This is a genomic window from uncultured Tateyamaria sp., from assembly GCF_947504105.1.
In the GTDB taxonomy this organism is placed as follows: domain Bacteria; phylum Pseudomonadota; class Alphaproteobacteria; order Rhodobacterales; family Rhodobacteraceae; genus Tateyamaria.
In genome coordinates, this window is record NZ_CANNGP010000060.1 from 1 (window position 1) to 16,780 (window position 16,780).

The 16,780-nt window shown below is 54.6% G+C and carries 20 protein-coding genes; 8 read left to right on the forward strand and 12 right to left on the reverse strand.

What is annotated here, in order from left to right; genetic code table 11:
• On the forward strand, positions 1-1,240 hold a 1,240-nt coding region (gene mobQ, locus Q1A75_RS21425; protein ID WP_299641147.1), incomplete at its 5' end, for a MobQ family relaxase.
• A 32-nt stretch (positions 1,241-1,272) separates the two neighbouring features.
• Positions 1,273-1,530 carry a hypothetical protein gene (locus tag Q1A75_RS21430; protein ID WP_299592881.1) on the forward strand — a complete coding sequence of 86 codons (258 nt, stop codon included), beginning with the start codon at positions 1,273-1,275 and terminating at the stop codon, positions 1,528-1,530.
• Positions 1,531-1,588: 58 nt separating this feature from the next.
• Here the strand turns inward: Q1A75_RS21430 and Q1A75_RS21435 are convergent, their stop codons facing one another.
• From Q1A75_RS21435 to Q1A75_RS21450, 4 genes are all read right to left on the reverse strand, one after another.
• Positions 1,589-2,623 carry an IS481 family transposase gene (locus tag Q1A75_RS21435; protein WP_299592883.1) on the reverse strand — a complete coding sequence of 345 codons (1,035 nt, stop codon included), beginning with the start codon at positions 2,621-2,623 and terminating at the stop codon, positions 1,589-1,591.
• Positions 2,624-2,824: 201 nt separating this feature from the next.
• Positions 2,825-3,034 carry a hypothetical protein gene (locus tag Q1A75_RS21440; protein WP_299592884.1) on the reverse strand — a complete coding sequence of 70 codons (210 nt, stop codon included), beginning with the start codon at positions 3,032-3,034 and terminating at the stop codon, positions 2,825-2,827.
• Between the two features lie 3 nt (positions 3,035-3,037).
• A complete protein-coding gene (locus Q1A75_RS21445) occupies positions 3,038-3,262 on the reverse strand; it encodes a DUF2188 domain-containing protein (RefSeq protein WP_299592886.1) in 225 nt (74 codons plus the stop codon).
• 13 nt (positions 3,263-3,275) lie between these two features.
• Positions 3,276-3,554 carry a hypothetical protein gene (locus Q1A75_RS21450; RefSeq protein ID WP_299592887.1) on the reverse strand — a complete coding sequence of 93 codons (279 nt, stop codon included), beginning with the start codon at positions 3,552-3,554 and terminating at the stop codon, positions 3,276-3,278.
• A 139-nt stretch (positions 3,555-3,693) separates the two neighbouring features.
• Between Q1A75_RS21450 and Q1A75_RS21455 the strand changes: the two genes are divergently transcribed.
• The 6 genes from Q1A75_RS21455 (at position 3,694) to Q1A75_RS21480 (ending at position 9,315) form a co-directional block, all read left to right on the forward strand.
• Positions 3,694-4,269, forward strand: a complete 576-nt coding sequence (locus tag Q1A75_RS21455; protein ID WP_299592889.1) for a hypothetical protein — start codon at positions 3,694-3,696, stop codon at positions 4,267-4,269.
• Complete coding sequence (locus Q1A75_RS21460; protein ID WP_299592890.1) at positions 4,266-4,688, forward strand: hypothetical protein; 423 nt, start codon at positions 4,266-4,268, stop codon at positions 4,686-4,688. The genes Q1A75_RS21455 and Q1A75_RS21460 overlap by 4 nt, the downstream gene beginning before the upstream one ends.
• Positions 4,688-5,482: an ImmA/IrrE family metallo-endopeptidase gene (locus tag Q1A75_RS21465; protein ID WP_299592891.1), complete on the forward strand. Its 795-nt coding sequence runs from the start codon at positions 4,688-4,690 to the stop codon at positions 5,480-5,482. Before Q1A75_RS21460 ends, Q1A75_RS21465 begins: the two co-directional genes overlap by 1 nt.
• Before the next feature lie 79 nt (positions 5,483-5,561).
• Complete coding sequence (locus tag Q1A75_RS21470) at positions 5,562-7,241, forward strand: hypothetical protein (RefSeq protein WP_299592893.1); 1,680 nt, start codon at positions 5,562-5,564, stop codon at positions 7,239-7,241.
• 201 nt (positions 7,242-7,442) lie between these two features.
• A complete protein-coding gene (locus tag Q1A75_RS21475; RefSeq protein WP_299592895.1) occupies positions 7,443-7,982 on the forward strand; it encodes a recombinase family protein in 540 nt (179 codons plus the stop codon).
• Positions 7,983-8,109: 127 nt separating this feature from the next.
• Positions 8,110-9,315, forward strand: coding sequence for a phospholipase D family protein (locus Q1A75_RS21480; protein ID WP_299592897.1), 1,206 nt, complete (start codon positions 8,110-8,112; stop codon positions 9,313-9,315).
• Here the strand turns inward: Q1A75_RS21480 and Q1A75_RS21485 are convergent.
• The 8 genes from Q1A75_RS21485 to Q1A75_RS21520 form a co-directional block, all read right to left on the reverse strand.
• The gene (locus Q1A75_RS21485) at positions 9,312-10,946 is read right to left on the reverse strand and encodes an N-6 DNA methylase (protein ID WP_299592899.1); all 1,635 of its coding nucleotides are present in this window, start codon (positions 10,944-10,946) and stop codon (positions 9,312-9,314) included. The two genes, Q1A75_RS21480 and Q1A75_RS21485, sit on opposite strands and share 4 nt — an antisense overlap.
• Before the next feature lie 97 nt (positions 10,947-11,043).
• On the reverse strand, positions 11,044-11,331 hold the full coding sequence (locus Q1A75_RS21490; protein ID WP_299592901.1) for a hypothetical protein: 288 nt from the start codon (positions 11,329-11,331) through the stop codon (positions 11,044-11,046).
• Entirely contained in the window at positions 11,324-11,947 is a 624-nt protein-coding gene (gene parA / locus Q1A75_RS21495; protein ID WP_299592904.1) for a ParA family partition ATPase, read from the reverse strand. Before parA ends, Q1A75_RS21490 begins: the two co-directional genes overlap by 8 nt.
• A 73-nt stretch (positions 11,948-12,020) precedes the next feature.
• Positions 12,021-13,100, reverse strand: a complete 1,080-nt coding sequence (locus Q1A75_RS21500) for a replication initiator protein A (RefSeq protein ID WP_299592914.1) — start codon at positions 13,098-13,100, stop codon at positions 12,021-12,023.
• Positions 13,101-13,366: 266 nt separating this feature from the next.
• On the reverse strand, positions 13,367-13,930 hold the full coding sequence (locus Q1A75_RS21505) for a hypothetical protein (RefSeq protein WP_299592906.1): 564 nt from the start codon (positions 13,928-13,930) through the stop codon (positions 13,367-13,369).
• Between the two features lie 18 nt (positions 13,931-13,948).
• A complete protein-coding gene (locus tag Q1A75_RS21510) occupies positions 13,949-15,601 on the reverse strand; it encodes a type IV secretory system conjugative DNA transfer family protein (protein ID WP_299592908.1) in 1,653 nt (550 codons plus the stop codon).
• On the reverse strand, positions 15,601-15,915 hold the full coding sequence (locus Q1A75_RS21515; RefSeq protein WP_299592910.1) for a mobilization protein: 315 nt from the start codon (positions 15,913-15,915) through the stop codon (positions 15,601-15,603). The genes Q1A75_RS21510 and Q1A75_RS21515 overlap by 1 nt, the downstream gene beginning before the upstream one ends.
• 651 nt (positions 15,916-16,566) lie before the next feature.
• A partial coding sequence (locus tag Q1A75_RS21520) for a hypothetical protein (protein WP_299641190.1) occupies positions 16,567-16,780 on the reverse strand: 214 nt, incomplete at its 5' end.

Genomic DNA, 16,780 nt, shown 5'->3' on the forward strand with positions numbered 1-16,780 from the left:
CTCCGTAAAGACGATCAAACGGTCTGCCGGACGCACCGCGACGGCGGCGGGAGCCTACCGCGCAGGCGAGCGCATCGAGTGCCAGCGCGAGGGGCGTGTCCATGACTACACCCGCAAGCAGGGCATCGAGGAGACGTTCATCGTCGCCCCCGAGAATGCGCCCGACTGGGCCACGGATCGGTCCAGGCTCTGGAACGAAGCCGAGGCCAGCGAGACCCGCCGTAACTCCGTCACCGCCCGCGAGTGGGAGCTGGCCCTGCCGTCCGAGATCAACGCCGAGGACCGGTCCCAGATCACCCGCGCGTTTGCCGAGGAGCTGGTCAGCCGCTATGGCGTGGCCGTTGATGTGGCGATCCACGCGCCGCATCGTGAGGGCGATCAGCGCAACCATCATGCTCACGTTCTGACATCCACCCGCAAACTTGAACCGGAAGGGTTCACGGCCAAGACACGGGTTCTCGATTCCGCCAGGACCGGCGGGGTCGAGATCGAGCAGATGCGCGGCGTCTGGGCTGTGTTGCAGAACCGCGCTCTTGAGCGTGTCGGTGAGGTCGAGCGTGTCGATCACCGGTCGCTTGAGAAGCAGCGCGAGGCGGCACAGGAACGTGGCGACACGCTATCCGCCGACGAGCTGGACCGCGATCCGGAGCTGAAACTGGGGCCAGCCGCCAATTCCATGGAGCGGCGCGAGAAGGCCGCAGCCGAGCGCGAGGGCCGGGAATATGTGCCGGTTACGGAACGCGGGGCCGTGGTCCATGCCGCCCGCCAAGCCCGTGCCGCCTTCCGCGAAATGCGCGAGCGGCTGGACATTGCGCGGGAGACTTATGGGGCCGAGCGCGAGGCGGGGCAGGGGCGTGTGTCCGCCGGTCTGGCGGCGCTTAGAGCTGCTACATCGAAGGGGCGCGGCGCGCGCCCGTCTGACGACATTAGGGAGCGGTTGGCGCAGATCACCGGGCGGGACAGTCTAGATCAGGACGGGCAGGAGCGCGGTGGGCAGAGTGACGAAGAGCCGAAGCGCAGTGCGCAGGAGCGGTTGCGTGAGGTATTGGACAGGGATCGTGAGGCCGAGCGGGACGCGGGCGCAGAAGATGGTGAGAAGCCATCGATCCGCGAGCGTCTGGATGATGTAATTAATAAGCCCCGCGAGCGGCTGGAGCTGGAGGATGAACCGCAGAAGGACCGGGAGATCGAGAGCGAGAAGGAGATCGACAGGGAGGTTGATCGTGGCCTTAGTCACTGACTCAAGTTAAAAACAAGCATTGGAGATTGAAGATGAATGAAGTGATGAATGTTGGCGAGACGATCCTGCTGGACGGTGAACCGCTGTCCCTTGTGACCCGAGCGGGCGTCGAAGCCTGGATCGAGAAGGGAGTCGGGCACAGTTCCCGCTATGATCAGGTGCGCGATCCGTTCGACGGCCAGATAAAATATCGCTGCCTTTATGAGAAGAAGGGGGTGGATATGCCGTTTGTGCTGGTTAATGACCCGGATAGTGCGGAAGGAGTGCGTGTCATCTTGTTTGATGTGTAGTGGTTCAGATGTGATCTGACAGTTGGCCGTTTTTCTGGCGGCATCTGTCAGTTGAAGTTCAGTTCACGAACTTTTCCTGCCAGATTTCTTTCCCGTCGATCATAGTTTCGATGGGTGTTCTGCCACAACACATTTTACCCTGATGCGTGCGCTCGTGGTTGTAATGGTGCAGCCATTCATCCAGATCGGCCTGCAGCGCGTCGATGCTGTCATAGAGCTTCTTGCGGAACGCGACCTGATAGAACTCTTGCAGGATCGTCTTGTGGAACCGCTCGCAGATACCGTTCGTCTGTGGTGATTTCACCTTGGTTTTGGTGTGGTCGATATCGTTGATTGCCAAGAAGAGCTGGAAGTCGTGTTTGTCGACGCGCCCGCAATATTCCGTGCCCCGGTCGGTCATGATCCGCAGCACCGGCAGGTCGTGTTCTTCATGGAAGGGCAGCACTCGGTCGTTGAGCAGATCAGCGGCAGTGATCGGCGTCTTGGTGGTATAAAGCTTGGCATGCGCGACCTTACAATAGGTGTCCACATAGGTCTGCTGATAGACCCGCCCGACTCCCTTGAGAGTGCCCACATAGAACGTGTCCTGTGAGCCCAGATACCCAGGGTGGGCCGTCTCGATCTCGCCGCAGGCTTCATCGTCCAGCTTCTTCTTTTCAAGCGCCTGGACCTGCGCCTCGGTCAGGATGCCGCCGTCTTCGGCAGCTTTGGCTTCCAGTGCTTTGAGGCGCGTCTTGAAGTTCGCCAGATCATGCCGCAGCCAGATCGACCGGGCACCGGAGGGCGAGACAAAGACACCCAGTTTGCGCAACTCGTTCGAGGTACGGGCCTGACCGTACGCCGGGAAATCGGTGGCGGATTTGATGACCGCCTGCTCAACAGCCTCGTCAACGCGATTGGCCAGATTGGGTTTGCGCCGCGTTCGCTCGAACAGCGCCTCGACGCCGCCTTCATCGACTGCTGATTTGTAGCGATAGAACGTGTCACGCGACATGCCCATAACTTGGCAAGCCTTCGACACGTTGCCCAGTTCTTCGGCCAGGTTCAGCAGGCCGGTTTTGTGTTTGATGATCTTGTCGGTAGAATTCAACATTGTGGTTTCCTCGTTTGATGGTTTGGTTCGCACCACCATCAAAACGGACAACCATCATCTCACTCAAGAGATGCGCCGTCCCCATTCCAGCTCGCTGGGAAGGGGGCGGTGTCAGATCACATCGAGACTAATTCATTTGATGAAACGGCGTGATTTGCTCGGAAATCACGCCGCCGAGAGAGTTTGGTCTGAGCGCCACCGTCACTTTCCAAGCCGCTTGTGAAAACGATCCATGTGATCAGCATCGCCTTCAACTTCGAAACCTTTGCGAGTCTTGCGAACACGAACACCAGACGAAGCCGCCGCTTGTCGCACTGTGCGCTCGACCTGTTGATTCATGTCGCGGGTCATCGCATTGGCCAGAGAGCGCCCGTTAGTAAACGTTCGACCTTTATACTTCATCTTGATCATTGTTTAGCCTTTCGGTGGGTGAGGGTCGTTGCCGTAGCTCCAAGCTTCACGAAACTGACCGTTCTCGCCTTGGATGCGGAGTTCCGCACTTTGATTGCGGGCGATGTCGCGTCCGTAGCCAATTGCCTCGCGCTGAGTTTCGAAGCTCTTTGTGAGACGTTCGTTGCCTTCACCGCGAACGCCCCAGCCATCGCCGTTTTTCACGACATATTGGTTTTTGCCTGACATTTGTTTTCCTTTCCTATGCAGCCATTTTCGTTGTGCGGGCATTGATCCAGTCCCACGCTTTTTGGGGCAGCCAACCAGCATAGTCGCGGCTGATGCCAATGATCAGGATGTTGTCGTTCTTGTCGGTGTGTGGTGAGAGTTTGTTCCAGACGCCCTGGGCTGTCAGGCTGGTATCCACCAGCCATGTGCTGTCCAGGTAGTGCCACCAAGCACCACAACTCTTGATTGCTTCGTGCAACTCATCGTAGTTTTGACCTGGTTGCTTCAGGTCATAGTTAATTGCGTATATCATTTTGTTCTTCCAATATTTTCTGCCAGTCAGATTTCTGGCCTCATTCACCTATGCGGAGAAATTCTAGGGGTTCGGACACAGATTTGTCCGAGGGCACAATTTTTTTCAGCATGGAGTTGCGAGAAGAGGTTTTGAGCGCATGAACGACATGGAGCCAGCCGCAGTGCTGACCCGAGATGATCTGGAAGAAGGCATAGCTGCTTTCACCAACTCTGATTGGCTGCGTCTTAGATCGGTTGCTCAGCTCTACGCGATCTATCCCGTGGAACCGGAGGAATTGGTCCAGGAAGCACTTTGCAGGGCGATTGCCGGATCACGGAAGTGCCCACGCAAGATTAGCGTGGTCAGATTTGTTGCAGAGGCGATCCGCAGCATCGCTCATGATGAGCTTCACAAGGTAGAAAACCTACGTGACGAGGTGTCGGTACATGATGAAACAATCGAAAACTTGGATGCCATAACCCCTAAGGAACCGGGTCCAACTGCCGAAGAGAGGATGATTTCAAATGAACATAACAGAGATACTGAAAATCGCCTGCTGGAACTTTTTGATGGCGATGATGCAGCGCAATTCATTGTCCTGGGCATGTTGAGCGGCACAGAGGGGGCTGAGCTGCGCGAGATAACTGGACTGGATCAGACCGGGTTCAACACCAAGCGCCGATACGTTCGGCGCAAGATAAACAGCGCCATCGAAAATGGGTTCACACTATGACCGACAAGAGAAGCGACGAACGGAGGCAGCTGGTTTCACTAGCTGATGCGCTCTTCGACGACCTCATTGCGGCTACTGATGACGATATTCTCAATGAAGTCGGTGAAGCTGGCGGTGATGCTGCTGAGATCAGTGACCGTATGCGGGCGCAGTTCGAAGAGACGGTTATCCAAGCGCGGAAGGAACGGATGAAAGCCGCAAAGGCGGGACGTAAAGCTGCGCGGACGGCGCGGGTTGTCGCGGAGGTGGTGGATATATCTACTGCCCGCCGTGCATTGAAGCAGGCGCTCAGCCAGGAAGGCCTTTCCATGGCTGCGCGCAATGAGACCGAGAGCGATCTGACTGATGAAGAAGTTCTGCGCAAATACAATGATCTGATCCGTCTTGGCGTGATTGATCCAGAGCAGGGCGATAACTGATGAAGGTTATTGATCCAGCCGAGCGGCTTTTGAAGTCGCTCGGCGTTACGGACCCCAAGGAAATTGACTTGGAGGACATCGCGTTCGATCAGGGTGCCGAAGTTAGATATTGTAATCTACACGGGTGTGAAGCCGACATTCTTGGATTTCGTGATACTGCCATCATCTCTGTAGATCGAAGCCGAGGGCATCGCCGTAAGCGGTTCTCAATCGCACATGAACTAGGGCATTGGCATTATCATCGCGGGAAAAAGCTCCAGTGTCGTGTTGAGGAATACCAGCCGAAGCATAAGCAACTCGCAGAACGTAAAGCCAATGGATACGCAGCTTCACTCTTGATGCCGCACTACCTGATAAAGCCTCGGGCGCGTGATCATCGGAAGCTGACCTTCAATGTGATTGAACAGTTTGCCGCTGAGTTTGATACGAGCCTGTCGGCTACCGCAATTCGCCTAGTTGAAGCCGACATTTGGCCATGTATGTTGATCTGTCACACTAGGCAGGGGCGAAAATGGTTCACACAGGCGCCAATGTTTCACGATAGGTGGTTTCCCCAGAGCGAAATGGATGCAGAGACTACCGCATTCGACGTGGTGTTTGGACAATCTGTAGGCGACAGGCTTCCTCAAATCATTGGAGCAGACGCTTGGTTTGATCGTACAGAGGCTAGGCAGTATGAAATTCTTGAACAATCTAAAAAGACGGGTGATGGAGAAGCTCTTATCATACTAACAATTACAGATGACCGGATGATTGAAGAGGTCCCGGAGAGGTCGGGGTTCGGTCGTTGGTGATGTGGGTCGCTGTGTTTTCATATTAGAATCTATATGCAAACGTTAATATTTATATTTTCGCATTCTAGGAGAGAAAAGTATGTTGAAATTCCTTTTGACGGTTGTCGGTGTATCTGTTGGCAGTATGCCGGTTTTTGCCGAAACTTATTTTTATCATCCAAATAGCTCGGTCACGTTGGGTCATCCCTATGATGAAATGCGTCCAAGTGAAAACCTGAATGGGAACAATTTTTTTGAGTGGACCAACAGGTCGACTTCGCAAGAACCTGGGCTGTCGGGCGTTGAGTTTAGCTACAATGAAATTAGTAGCTTTAGCGACTACGCGAACGCACTAAGCATTGATGCCAGTGCCGAGGCTGAATTTGGTCTGTCCAGCGCCTCTGCGTCTTTGAACTATGACGAAATCAGTAGCCGCTCTGAGAACAGAATTGTCGTTTCAATTACGGCATCTAGGGAGTTTAAGCCGCGAAAAATGGAAGGCACCCTCCAACTTAGTACTTTGGGCAAGCAGTATCTTGATCGAGCGATTGAAGGCGATCTTTTGCACCTTTGGCGGCAATCAGCAGGCAGCGGGGTTGTTGCCGAAACCGTATCTGGTGCTTCGGTCTCACTATTTTATAGCTTTACGGCTTCGAGCAAATCAAACATGACTAAATTGGAAGCAGCGGTCAGAGCAGCTTGGTCTTCAGGCGAAGCTAGTGCCAATATCGTTCAGTCTGCGCAAAGCGCCGATAGTTCTGTTTCGGTACAGATGACGTATCGTCGTGTTGGCGGAAGCGAAAACACGGACGCACTAAGCTCATTGCTTGAAGCGGGCACAGGAAATGTCGGCGAGATCAAGGCAGCTATGGCAGAAGCCTTGCAGGGAGTAACTGCGGATAACGCAAGGCTACTACGGTTCAACACCACAGATGTAAAAAATATGCCAGAAATTGTGTTTACTACCGCAGGGAATTATACTGAACTGGCTGACTTTTATGATCAGATTCAGCGAGCAAGGCGTGTGCATTTTGAGCGGCTTGTCATAGCTAATGCGAGACACGATCAGGCTCAGCGTCTACTGGATTCGAAGCCTGATAGCGTATTTTTAGAAGGTGGCCGAGGTGAATTAGAAAATCTTCGGGACGATCTGTCAGAGATAGTGAGCGAAATTCGTGAGGAGTATCTTACCTATAACCGGCTGAATCCGGAAGGAATTACAGTTGCAACGAATGCTGGAAGTTCAATACCAACTTTGACGCCAACGGCTTACTTTGAGATGCCGTTCGCGCAGATTTCCAACTGGGTTCAAACGGCGGGGTCTGCTTCTCAATGTGGATGGGCAACATATAAGAACTGCGAATTCCATGATTTCGCAGTCCAGTTCTATCCTGTTATCCAGATTCAGCACCCGGAGTTTGTGTCTCGTATGAGATTACTCAAGAATTGTGTGCCCGTAACCTCTTTAAATCAGGCGCAGGTGCAAACAGTAATGGGTTCAGATGGGTCAATGGCTGGTTTTTACCAATCCCGTCATGAGTCGATTCAACACTATACTTGGGGCCTAAATCATATGCCTGGTGCGTTCACTGGCTGGAAAGCGCAGATGGGGAGAGATGAAGGCTCGAATAGCTACATGCTTGAGTTGGTTACGACAGATGAGACAATCCACTTTGTTACACTTGGCGCGTTCGGCGCTCCTGCCACTACACCGCAAGTCTATAACACTGCTGTTGAAGCATGTGCTGGAAGTGAGAAGATGCTCGTCAGAACAGATTGATTAAGCAGTTTCGTAGTAGTTTTCACCTCATATTCTCTGACTTCTAAGTATAAGGCCAGGGCCGGGCTAGTCAGGATACGTCAAGCAAAAACGGTCGTTTGTGCCGCCCTGCCCTGCCCGACGCCAGATCAACCGCTTAGGCTGGACAAAAACCTACGGCAAAACCTTTGCGGTTTTGGCAGGTTTTTGTCACAGTGAGGCATGATTGTTGGATATGCCCGCGTCAGCACTGACGACCAAAGCCTTGATGCCCAGACCGACGCGCTGACAGCGGCGGGAGCTGACAAGCTGTTCGCTGACAAGATCAGCGGATCGAAGCGGGAAAGGCCCGAGCTGGACCGTATGCTGGAGCAGCTCCGCGACGGCGATGTGGTGACCGTCACCAAATACGACCGCCTGGCCCGGTCGCTGAAAGATCTTCTGGAGATTGTCGAGACGATCCGCGAGCACGGTGCCGGCTTTAGGTCTCTGGCCGAGGACATCGACACCACGACGCCGGCAGGTCGTCTGGTGTTTCATGTCTTCGCGTCCATCGCCCAGTTCGAGCGAGAGCGGATTTCTGAAAGAACTAAAGAAGGGCTGGCATCGGCTCGTAAACGCGGGCGGATCGGCGGTAGGCCCCCTGCCCTTACAGCCGCGCAGAAAGACGAAGTACGACACATGAGAGACCAGGAACATCGTGCTGTCCCTGAGATTGCGCGGTTGTTCAAAGTCAGTGAGCGGACAGTGCGTCGCGCTTGATCCGCTGACTTTGAGGTTAACACCATAAGATATTGAAATTGCCCATGAACGGAGTTTGGCCTCTCCGGTTCGGTGGGACTCCTGCGCTTGCCCCTGTAAGATACGGGAGTCGAATCGAGTGGGCGCAATGACAAAAAAATTCATTTTACAGGGCATAACTGGAGATAGTCATCTCGACGAAATCCGGGATGCTATCTCCGTTGAGAACGTTTCCAGGATTGTGATTAGTGTCGCGTTTCTGACTGAGCGAGGCTTTGGGCTTCTCAGCGATATTCTTAAACCCATCGCGGATAAGACAGTCATTTTGGCTGGGATACGAAATGGCATTACTTCCGCCCAAGGCTTACTCGCGTGTGTCGAATGTGGCTGCAAAACATACGCTGTTGATACAGGTTCTAGAGGGGTCGTGTTTCACCCCAAAATCTATCTGGGCAGAAGTGATCAGGAAGCGCGGCTTGTTCTTGGCAGTGCTAATTTGACCGTGGGTGGTCTTAACTCAAATATTGAAGCCAGCCTCAAAGTTGTCGCTGATTTGGGATTGGCCGATGAAGCCGCCTTGGTTGCGGACTTGGAAGGCAAGATTGATGCCATGATCGCTGACTTCCCTGCTCATGTTGTGGAAGTCACTACATTGGAGCAGGTCCAATCGCTATTAATGGCCGGTCGATTGACTGATGAGAGCGTGAAGCCTGCTCCGTCGCCAAGTAAATCATCTGGTGACCGTAAGCTCGACGCAGTGCCTCAGATGAAGCTGGAGAAAAAGAAGCTGAAGTTTACAGCTGTCGCTCCGATCGGAGGGCATGTTGAGCCAGCGGCTCCAGGTGGTCAGCCTGAAGAAGCTCAGGCCCAAGCTGCGGTGGAAGCTCCAGTTTCTGGTGCGCCAGTTTCAGATCATCTGGAGTTGGTTTGGGAAAGTAATTCCCTGACACGCAGACCGCTAAATATTCCAACGGCGGCAGGGACAAACCCCACTGGCTCTATGTTCTTCACCAAGGGACAGACTCCAGATATCGATCAGAGGCATTACTTCCGCGAAGACGTGTTCGGAGCGCTGGAATGGAAACATGATGATGCGGTTGGAAAAGAGCACCTTGAACGAGCAAAAGCAAAATTCCGTATAGTAATTAAAGATGTAAACTACGGCGTCTTTGAAATGTCACTTACACACGACAGCCGAACCGACAGTCCGGCATATGAGCAACACAACAGCTTAACCCAACTGCATTGGGGCGACGTGAAGCCGTTGGTTGCATTGGAAGATTTGCTTGATCGAACGATGTTTCTCTATCGTGATGACAAGCAGCCTGGATTGTTCGTTATCGAGATTGATTAAGCAGCTTCGGACGACACTCGGTGTCGCCTGTTTCGAAGGCGGTTCCACCCGGAAAGCAGCTCATTTTGATCTTTCTTAGATAAGCCCATATCACCCAAAACTCGTTTGGTCTGAAGTGATAATACCGCATCCATCGGCATAGTCCGAACAGCCTTATCCAATTCTTCAACACGAGGTTTTACTTTTGAAGGTGGTGGCAAAAGCAGCTTTTCGATTTCAGAAGGGACAAGCTCAAGAACACCGCCACCATAGTGCCTGCCCTCCAGCTCTGCGCTTAGGGCTGTTAGGCCATTTAAGAACCCGTATACAAGCTGATCTGCCGTTCCCTCTTTTGAGCGAATTCGATAAGCCGTATCTGTTGTATATGCCCCTATTTTATTGAGTATTAGACGCGGCGTGTCATGGCTTCTTTTTAGCATTCCCACTTCTGTTGAGTAGACGGACGGGACGGAATACCACACCTTTCGAATACGGCACTTGTACCGTGTGTGAAGGTTTTCATCTTCGCCTTGCTGAATATACCTGCGGCCAGCAGCGGTTTTCTCGACACTGGTGTCTTGGAACCAGATGAAATTTGTAGGCTTTCCAGTTGCGGCATTAGCTTGGTGCTGATCCTCATCATAAACTACGCCAGGGCAATGTTCGCTCCGACCGAACATCGGATGCGCCCATTTTTGAAGCTTGAAGCGAGCAACAGTCTCATCTTGGACCAAGAAGAACTTGTTTGCACCCGTAACGATGCCGACATCGACTTGGGCAATATCATCAAAACGACGTGCAACTTTTGCTTCTATCAACTCGTCTAGGAGATCACGGCTTGAAGGAGCGAGCAGTGCGCGAGTCCACTTCCCTTCAACGGTCTTCCCATTTATCGGGGCCGTCCCGTTGAACACGTCTTCTGGATCGAGGTTCAAAAAATCTCGTCCACGCACCGGATAAATGCCGAGACCTTCGGCATAGTCACTTTTTCGGCGCTTCTTTTCCGCCATTAGCAACACAGCGCCCTGAAGTGTTCCTTCAAACCAAAGCTCTTCTGGGTCTACGACGACTAGTCTTCTCGCATTTTCACCCAGATATGACCGCAAAGACTGCGCGTGCATCACATGGATGATTTCGGCGGGCACAACCATGGCTAAACGCCCACCTGGGCGCAGAAGCTCGAAACTTGCGAGGATGAAAGATACCCAAGCATTAGTATGTTTGGTGAACTTGCACCCCAACTTTTCGAAGATGGTCTGAGCGCGATCCTGGAAGAGTGGCGGCAGATATTGATATCGAATGAAAGGCGGGTTGCCTATCACAGCGTCGAAGCGTTCAGATTTGGTCTCCATCGCCTTGAGCGCCCATCCGAGAAAATCTGAAGCCTGAATGTTCACATCCGACAGACCGACAGACGCTGCGCGATCCTTGGCCTTCTTTGCTTCGATTCCATCGAGTTCAAAGCCGAGGACAGGTGCAGCGAAGTTACGCGATCCCAAAGCATCCAAGAACACGCCATCACCGCAGCTAGGTTCTAGGACACGAGAAGGGGATGCCTTTTCGATCCAGCGAACCAAGAACGTCGCAAGATCATGTGGAGTGTAATAGCCGCCCCGGAGTTTTTCCGGCGTTTCAAATTCTTTGAAGTTCATGCGTCCCCTGCCCTTTGATGTGCAGGTCGATCCATATCTCCCTGATTTTGCGGACAGTTTTTCAAATTAAACCACATACCCACATTTGTTGGAAACATCATTTGTTGGTTTCCTGTTCAAGTTCTTCCGTGTGGCGCTCAATGAAAGCCGTCAATTCGACCGCCATCTTTCGACCTGAAGCCGCGCAAGCCACTTTAAAACGGCGATGCACGTCTTCTGGAAGATCAATGCTGAGCCTCTTCATAGGCCCACCCTTGAGTTTTTCCGCTGTCGGTGACGCAGAAGGTGTTGTGTCGTGCCCTGCCCCGCCATGGACATAGGCATCTATTTGTTCCGGTGCGAGCTGCTTAGGCCGCGGTGCTGCTGCAAAGGTCTTCTTAGACATGTCGAACAATCTCGTCGGTTAAAGTTACTATCTCCTTGGCAGCCGTCCCGGTGGGCGACCATTCGAATATCGTTTTGCCCATTGTTAGGCTCTCCGCATATGCCACACGTTGTTCGACCTCTGCGTCCAAAAGCTGGATACCTGCGTCAGCCGCCATGGAGCGTATTTCACGCCCAATAACCGTATTTCCTATTTTGCGGGAAACCACAAACCCACATTTGAGTGTTTCTTTAAAATCCTGCGCCTCTTTGACCTGTTTTACAGTTAAGTCGGAAGCCCAGGTGGAAAGCCCGGACGGTTCTATAGGCAGGGCAACAAAGTCAGAAGCAATAATACAGGCCCTTGCGATACCTTCGGCATGAGGAGGGCCGTCTATGACAGTTGCATCAAAATCAGCGGCTAACTGGATAACATCCTTCGCAAGATTCTCTCTCGCCATTGAAACGACTTGAAACGGGGTTTCATCACGCAAGCTCGCCCAAGTCGTAGCGGAACCTTGCTTGTCCGCATCTACCAGTAAGACTTTCTGACCTTGCGAGGCCAATCGTGCGGCAACGTTTATGGAGAGGGTTGTCTTACCCACACCACCTTTTTGATTGAGAAACGAGATAATCATCTAGATACGCTAGTGGAATCTGATGCATGTGGGAACCCACAAAACAACTAAAATACAAATGTGGGTATGTGGTTTAGGCTCGACCGCGCCTTTTATACCAGCTCTTACAAAACCCGAGGAACGCAGCGTCGGGGTTCTTAGGTGGTTCTTTCTGTTTGGCTGCGTAGGTCCGCCATTCGCCAACCAGAACCCGTATATCCCAAGTTGGGGCCAACTCTCTTGCGCGTTCCAAAGTATCTGGGGACAGGGGCAGGACGTAGCCGCCGGTCAGCCCGTCCTGTTCAGGTTTTGGCGTGTAGTTTTCCAGAAACTCCGGCTTGGGCCTCACCGTGAGGATGTCCGCATCCATTCGGAAGGCGTAGTCCGGCATGTGGTTGTGTTCCTCGTCGGCCTTGCAGATTGCCCGCACGAGCCGTCGAAATTCCTTATCGGAAGACGTGGATCCGGTTCTGTCCTTCAGCTTATCCAGACCGCACTTCCATTCAGGCTGGGTCCCGCATTGCTTGCGGGCCAACTCATATAGACGGCGCTCCAAGGGTTTGCGGAGCTGGAAATAACGGCGGTTGAGCGTCAGCACATCGTCACCAGCAATGGCGTTGAAGACCCAATCGGAGAGAGTGACTTCGAGATCGAGCATTCGACCGTCGCGGGTTTCCCGAACGATCCGATAACGGTCGATCAGGCTGAAGCCATCGATCTGCTCCACACCGCCCGTTGTGATATTGGTTTCAATCTGTGTGCCTTGAAGGCGCTCCAGCGCGGCTTTGAGGCCCGTATAACCGGTCCCGGCGGTAGGGCGGTTGGTGGCTACAAGAAGATCATACGCCTTGAAGCGGAGAGTTCTGTGAACCTGCTGCCCATCGTTTAGAGCCGCCATCACCTGCGAGATGCAGTAGATCAACACGTCGCGGTCATGAACAGTCGCAAGACCAATCATGTTGGGCCTGATCTCAACGTAGCTCTTCCGATCAGCGGCAACATAGCGACGCTTTTTGGTGTCAGGCTTTGTCGAGAGGGTAAAAATAGGATGCGCCATTGAAGCCATATCGCCCTTGGGCGCGGCGTCAAAAATATCGCACACAAAGAAATCCCCTTGGGCATGTCGCAAGGGGAGGAGAGGCGTTCTATCCTGTTTCGTAATATCACCCACCATATTCGCACTATTCGTAATTTCACACACCGACGCAAGGCACTTCGTAACTTCACCCACCGGCAAGCTTTCGTAAGATCACACACCATCTTTCGTAAGATCACACACCCACTATCGTAATATCACCCACCGACGTACTAAAATTAAGCCAATTCAGTAAGCTATTTCAAAGTCATAGAGGAAGTGATGATTCGCGTAACACAGAGTCTAACACATATATAACACCCAGCTTGCGGCTCAGTCATATGGCAGCGAACCCCCTAAGAAACTTACGGATGGTAGAATACGCAGGCATTCACGCCTGTTGTTGTCGTTTGCCAAATACCGCCAAGGGCAGCGCAGCCTGAGGGGAAAGATGCTATGAAACGAGGAAGCAGCAAAGTCATCGTAAGAGCCAAAACGACAGCGCCTAGACCAAACCAGGGCAGGCGGGCTTTGAACTGAGCCACTTTCTGTTCCCGTTCCCAGATAGCGCGTTGGGCAGCAGACCGATCTTCTTCAGCTTTCTTGAGAACATCCTGCGTATGTTTAGAAACCTTGAGCAGGTCCGTTGCCATACGGGCCATACGCGCGAGGTTTTCGTCTATCTCCCCATCAATAACTTCACCTACGAGCTGACCAAACGCCTTTGGGTCCGTCTGGTCCCGCGCCGCGAATGCCGCGATCCTTGCGTCTGTTGAAACCTTGATCTGTTTGTCAGCGGCCCTGGTCAGGGCGTCGATCCTGTCAGACATGCTGGCGACAGCCGTTGCCATAAGATCGAGTGTTTCGCTCAACTCTTTGTCGGAAAGGGCAGGGAAGTCAGGTTGGTCAGATGATGGTTCATCCGTCATGGCGGCTCATCCTTGGGATCAATGGGTTTCCGGGACGAACAGCCCCATAAATTCGGGATCGGCGTAGTAGCGCAGCTTTTGCGCCAAAGCAGAGGGCTGACCCTGCACGCGCAAAAGCTGGACGTTCGACGGCATCTGCATGATTTCATCGGGGGTCAGCAGATCGCGGCCTGTGAGGTTGTTGCTGAAGCTGGGATTGTCCCCCGGCTTGTAGCTGTCAGTCTGGAATCCGGTGGTTTCCTGGCCGATCATCTGGCTCAGCCATTTGGCCGTCTCAAAGTCATTCACCCCGAAGACCTGTTGCACCCCGGCATTGGCGATGAAGGTGTTTGCCCGTTCGCCGTAGAGGTCCTTGAGCTGGCTCATGTCCTGCAAGATCGGCCAGAGTTGCAATCCATAGCCTGCCATCAGTCCCATGGCGCGCTCTACGGCCTCTAGACGGCCCAGAGCGGCAAATTCATCCAGAAGGAAGAGGGTAGGGGAGGAAAGCCGTTGAGAAGGCCCCTGAGCGCCTGTGACGGCCTCAGCATCCCGTGCGATGTCCTGGAGGGCCTGGGAGACCAGAAGGCGCAGCCAGCGGCTGTAGGCGTCCATACGGTTGGGCGGCAGCACCAGAAACACGGAGGTGATCCGGTGGCGCAGGTCAGAGAAGTGGAAATCCGACCGCGACAGGACTTTCGCAATGCGCGGGCTGTCCAGAAAATGGGTGTGGCGCTGCGCGTTGGACAGGACCGAGGCCGCTTCTCGATCTGCTTTGCCGAGGAACCGGTTGGCGGCGCGGGCAATCAGCCCGCCCGCCGCATCACTGTCCTGCATCAGTTCCAGCAATGCTTTCAGCCTGTCCGGGGGCAGGGTGAGGTATTCCCGGACGGTGGCGAGGGTGCGCCGGTCACGGTCCTCATGGCAGACACAGAACATGATCAGCCCGCCGAGGATGGCTTTGGCTTCCTCGTTCCAATGGGCTTCTGAAACTTGTCCGGGCGGGTCCATGACCAGCGCCTCTGTCAGAGAGGCGGCATCCTCGCCCAGATCAAGACTGTCCGGGGTCAGCCGGTCGAGCGGGTTATAGGCGGCAGAGGGCATCCCGGAGACCTCAAACGGATCGAGAACGTGGGTGGTGCCAAGCCGCCGCCGAGCCTCGCCTGTGATCCGGGCGTTCTCGCCCTTGGGGTCGATGACCAGGACCGAGCGATCCACGCCCAGAAGGTTCGGGATGACGGTGCCGACGCCTTTCCCGGCGCGTGTCGGGGCGAGGGTGATCAGATGGGCCGGGCCGTCATAGCGCAGTAAACGGCCGGTGCCGGGATTGCGTCCGATCAGCAGACCGTCACCGCCCTGGAGTTTCTTCAGCTCCTTGCGGCTGGCGAAGCGGGCGGAGCCGTGGCTGTCACCGGTCAGCCCGAAGAAGTCATCGGCTCCGGAGACCATGCGCCAATACTGGAAACCGAAGACAGCGCCGATGAAGGTGGGCGGCAGGATAACCGCCCATTCCCAGGCCGATTGACCAAGCGGAGGGCCGAAGGTGGAGAGTGCGACGACGCCTCCGATCAGGAAACCGATCATCGCACCGAATGCCGTGCGCCCGATCATCCATCCGAGCAAAACGGGTGTCGCGATCAGACGATAGAAGAACCGCGCCAGCCCACCTATGAAGAGCATGACAGAGCGCATCACCCAGACCCGTCAGAGTCTGAGCCAGGTTCATCACCGATGGACGGGGCCGGGGAGGGGAGCGCACCGGGAGCCGTCCAGTCCGCGAAGGCCTTGCGATCCTGTTCACGGGCGAGATTGCGCACGAGCCGATCCAGCATCGCCGCCGCGCCGGAATCCCGTTCTGCCAGATCGAGGAGCGCACCCCCGAGGATCACCTTGCGCCTTGTGTCGAGTTTGCGCTGTCTGGTAGCTTCCCGGTTCTTCAGCGACTGAAGACGGGCCTTGGCCTGGGCGTATCGTTTCTCTGCCCGTTCGAGTTCTGTCTCTGCCATTCTCAGAATCCGCCTGTGGCATAGTTCACGTCATGGTTGAAGGATTCACCATCCGTCCCAGATAACAAGCGGTGCAGGTGTTTGGGTCTGTCTGTCGGCGGAACATGGCGGACGCTGCACCCGGTATCGGCGGAGGGCTGCAAGAAAGGGCAGGGGGAGAGGCCTGCGCTTGAACGGATTCCATTGTACGCAAACCCTGAGCTGAGAAACAGTGAAGGGCGCACTTATGCAAACTCTCCACCTGCGGTTCCGAGATTTGCGTGCGATCTCTCCGGGGCAAAGCCCCAGCCGATGGCAGACCCCTTCGATGCAAGGCGCATCGAAATGGGAGACGGCATCGCCTCTCCCAAACCCTCTAGGACCAACGTGTGCCGTTGGATCGCGTCCCCCAGTGTCGTGCCTGAACCTCGCCCGATGCCCCACGGTGGGGGTCGGTCTGGTCTTGGCGTCTCCCCAGCGGGAGGTTCATGGCGTCGGACCTGACGGTGCCACCACGAACCGGGCTTGCCGGTGGCAAACCGCCTGTCATCTGTCCCCATATCCCGCCCATGATAAGGCTGGGGATCTGGGGGCAGATAATAGGCAAGCCCGCGCCTCAGAGGTGCAATGCACCCCTTCAACGGGGCCGTCTTTTCCGCTCCGGCCCCAGCCTTATGGTGGGCGGGCCTCCGGGGAAAAGACCGCTGACCGGAGGGCCAATGTGGGGCCATTGGCCGGGGTCAGCAGCGCGGTGCGTCGGCAGCGTTTGCGTCTTTGTTCGGTGGCGCGCTGATGGCCAGCTACCACCTCTCCGTAAAGACGATCAAACGGTCTGCCGGACGCACCGCGACGGCGGCGGGAGCCTACCGCGCAGGCGAGCGCATCG

Bases quoted from the DNA above. Each gene is read 5' to 3' on its own strand.
- Q1A75_RS21435 (WP_299592883.1), bottom strand. From the start codon at position 2,623: ATGTTGAATTCTACCGACAAGATCATCAAACACAAAACCGGCCTGCTG.
- Q1A75_RS21430 (WP_299592881.1), top strand. From the start codon at position 1,273: ATGAATGAAGTGATGAATGTTGGCGAGACGATCCTGCTGGACGGTGAA.
- Q1A75_RS21505 (WP_299592906.1), bottom strand. From the start codon at position 13,930: ATGACGGATGAACCATCATCTGACCAACCTGACTTCCCTGCCCTTTCC.
- Q1A75_RS21490 (WP_299592901.1), bottom strand. From the start codon at position 11,331: ATGTCTAAGAAGACCTTTGCAGCAGCACCGCGGCCTAAGCAGCTCGCA.
- Q1A75_RS21470 (WP_299592893.1), top strand. From the start codon at position 5,562: ATGTTGAAATTCCTTTTGACGGTTGTCGGTGTATCTGTTGGCAGTATG.
- Q1A75_RS21445 (WP_299592886.1), bottom strand. From the start codon at position 3,262: ATGTCAGGCAAAAACCAATATGTCGTGAAAAACGGCGATGGCTGGGGC.
- Q1A75_RS21475 (WP_299592895.1), top strand. From the start codon at position 7,443: ATGATTGTTGGATATGCCCGCGTCAGCACTGACGACCAAAGCCTTGAT.
- Q1A75_RS21450 (WP_299592887.1), bottom strand. From the start codon at position 3,554: ATGATATACGCAATTAACTATGACCTGAAGCAACCAGGTCAAAACTAC.
- Q1A75_RS21455 (WP_299592889.1), top strand. From the start codon at position 3,694: ATGAACGACATGGAGCCAGCCGCAGTGCTGACCCGAGATGATCTGGAA.
- Q1A75_RS21460 (WP_299592890.1), top strand. From the start codon at position 4,266: ATGACCGACAAGAGAAGCGACGAACGGAGGCAGCTGGTTTCACTAGCT.
- Q1A75_RS21485 (WP_299592899.1), bottom strand. From the start codon at position 10,946: ATGAACTTCAAAGAATTTGAAACGCCGGAAAAACTCCGGGGCGGCTAT.
- Q1A75_RS21510 (WP_299592908.1), bottom strand. From the start codon at position 15,601: ATGCGCTCTGTCATGCTCTTCATAGGTGGGCTGGCGCGGTTCTTCTAT.
- Q1A75_RS21515 (WP_299592910.1), bottom strand. From the start codon at position 15,915: ATGGCAGAGACAGAACTCGAACGGGCAGAGAAACGATACGCCCAGGCC.
- Q1A75_RS21480 (WP_299592897.1), top strand. From the start codon at position 8,110: ATGACAAAAAAATTCATTTTACAGGGCATAACTGGAGATAGTCATCTC.
- Q1A75_RS21500 (WP_299592914.1), bottom strand. From the start codon at position 13,100: ATGGTGGGTGATATTACGAAACAGGATAGAACGCCTCTCCTCCCCTTG.
- Q1A75_RS21465 (WP_299592891.1), top strand. From the start codon at position 4,688: ATGAAGGTTATTGATCCAGCCGAGCGGCTTTTGAAGTCGCTCGGCGTT.
- Q1A75_RS21440 (WP_299592884.1), bottom strand. From the start codon at position 3,034: ATGATCAAGATGAAGTATAAAGGTCGAACGTTTACTAACGGGCGCTCT.
- parA (WP_299592904.1), bottom strand. From the start codon at position 11,947: ATGATTATCTCGTTTCTCAATCAAAAAGGTGGTGTGGGTAAGACAACC.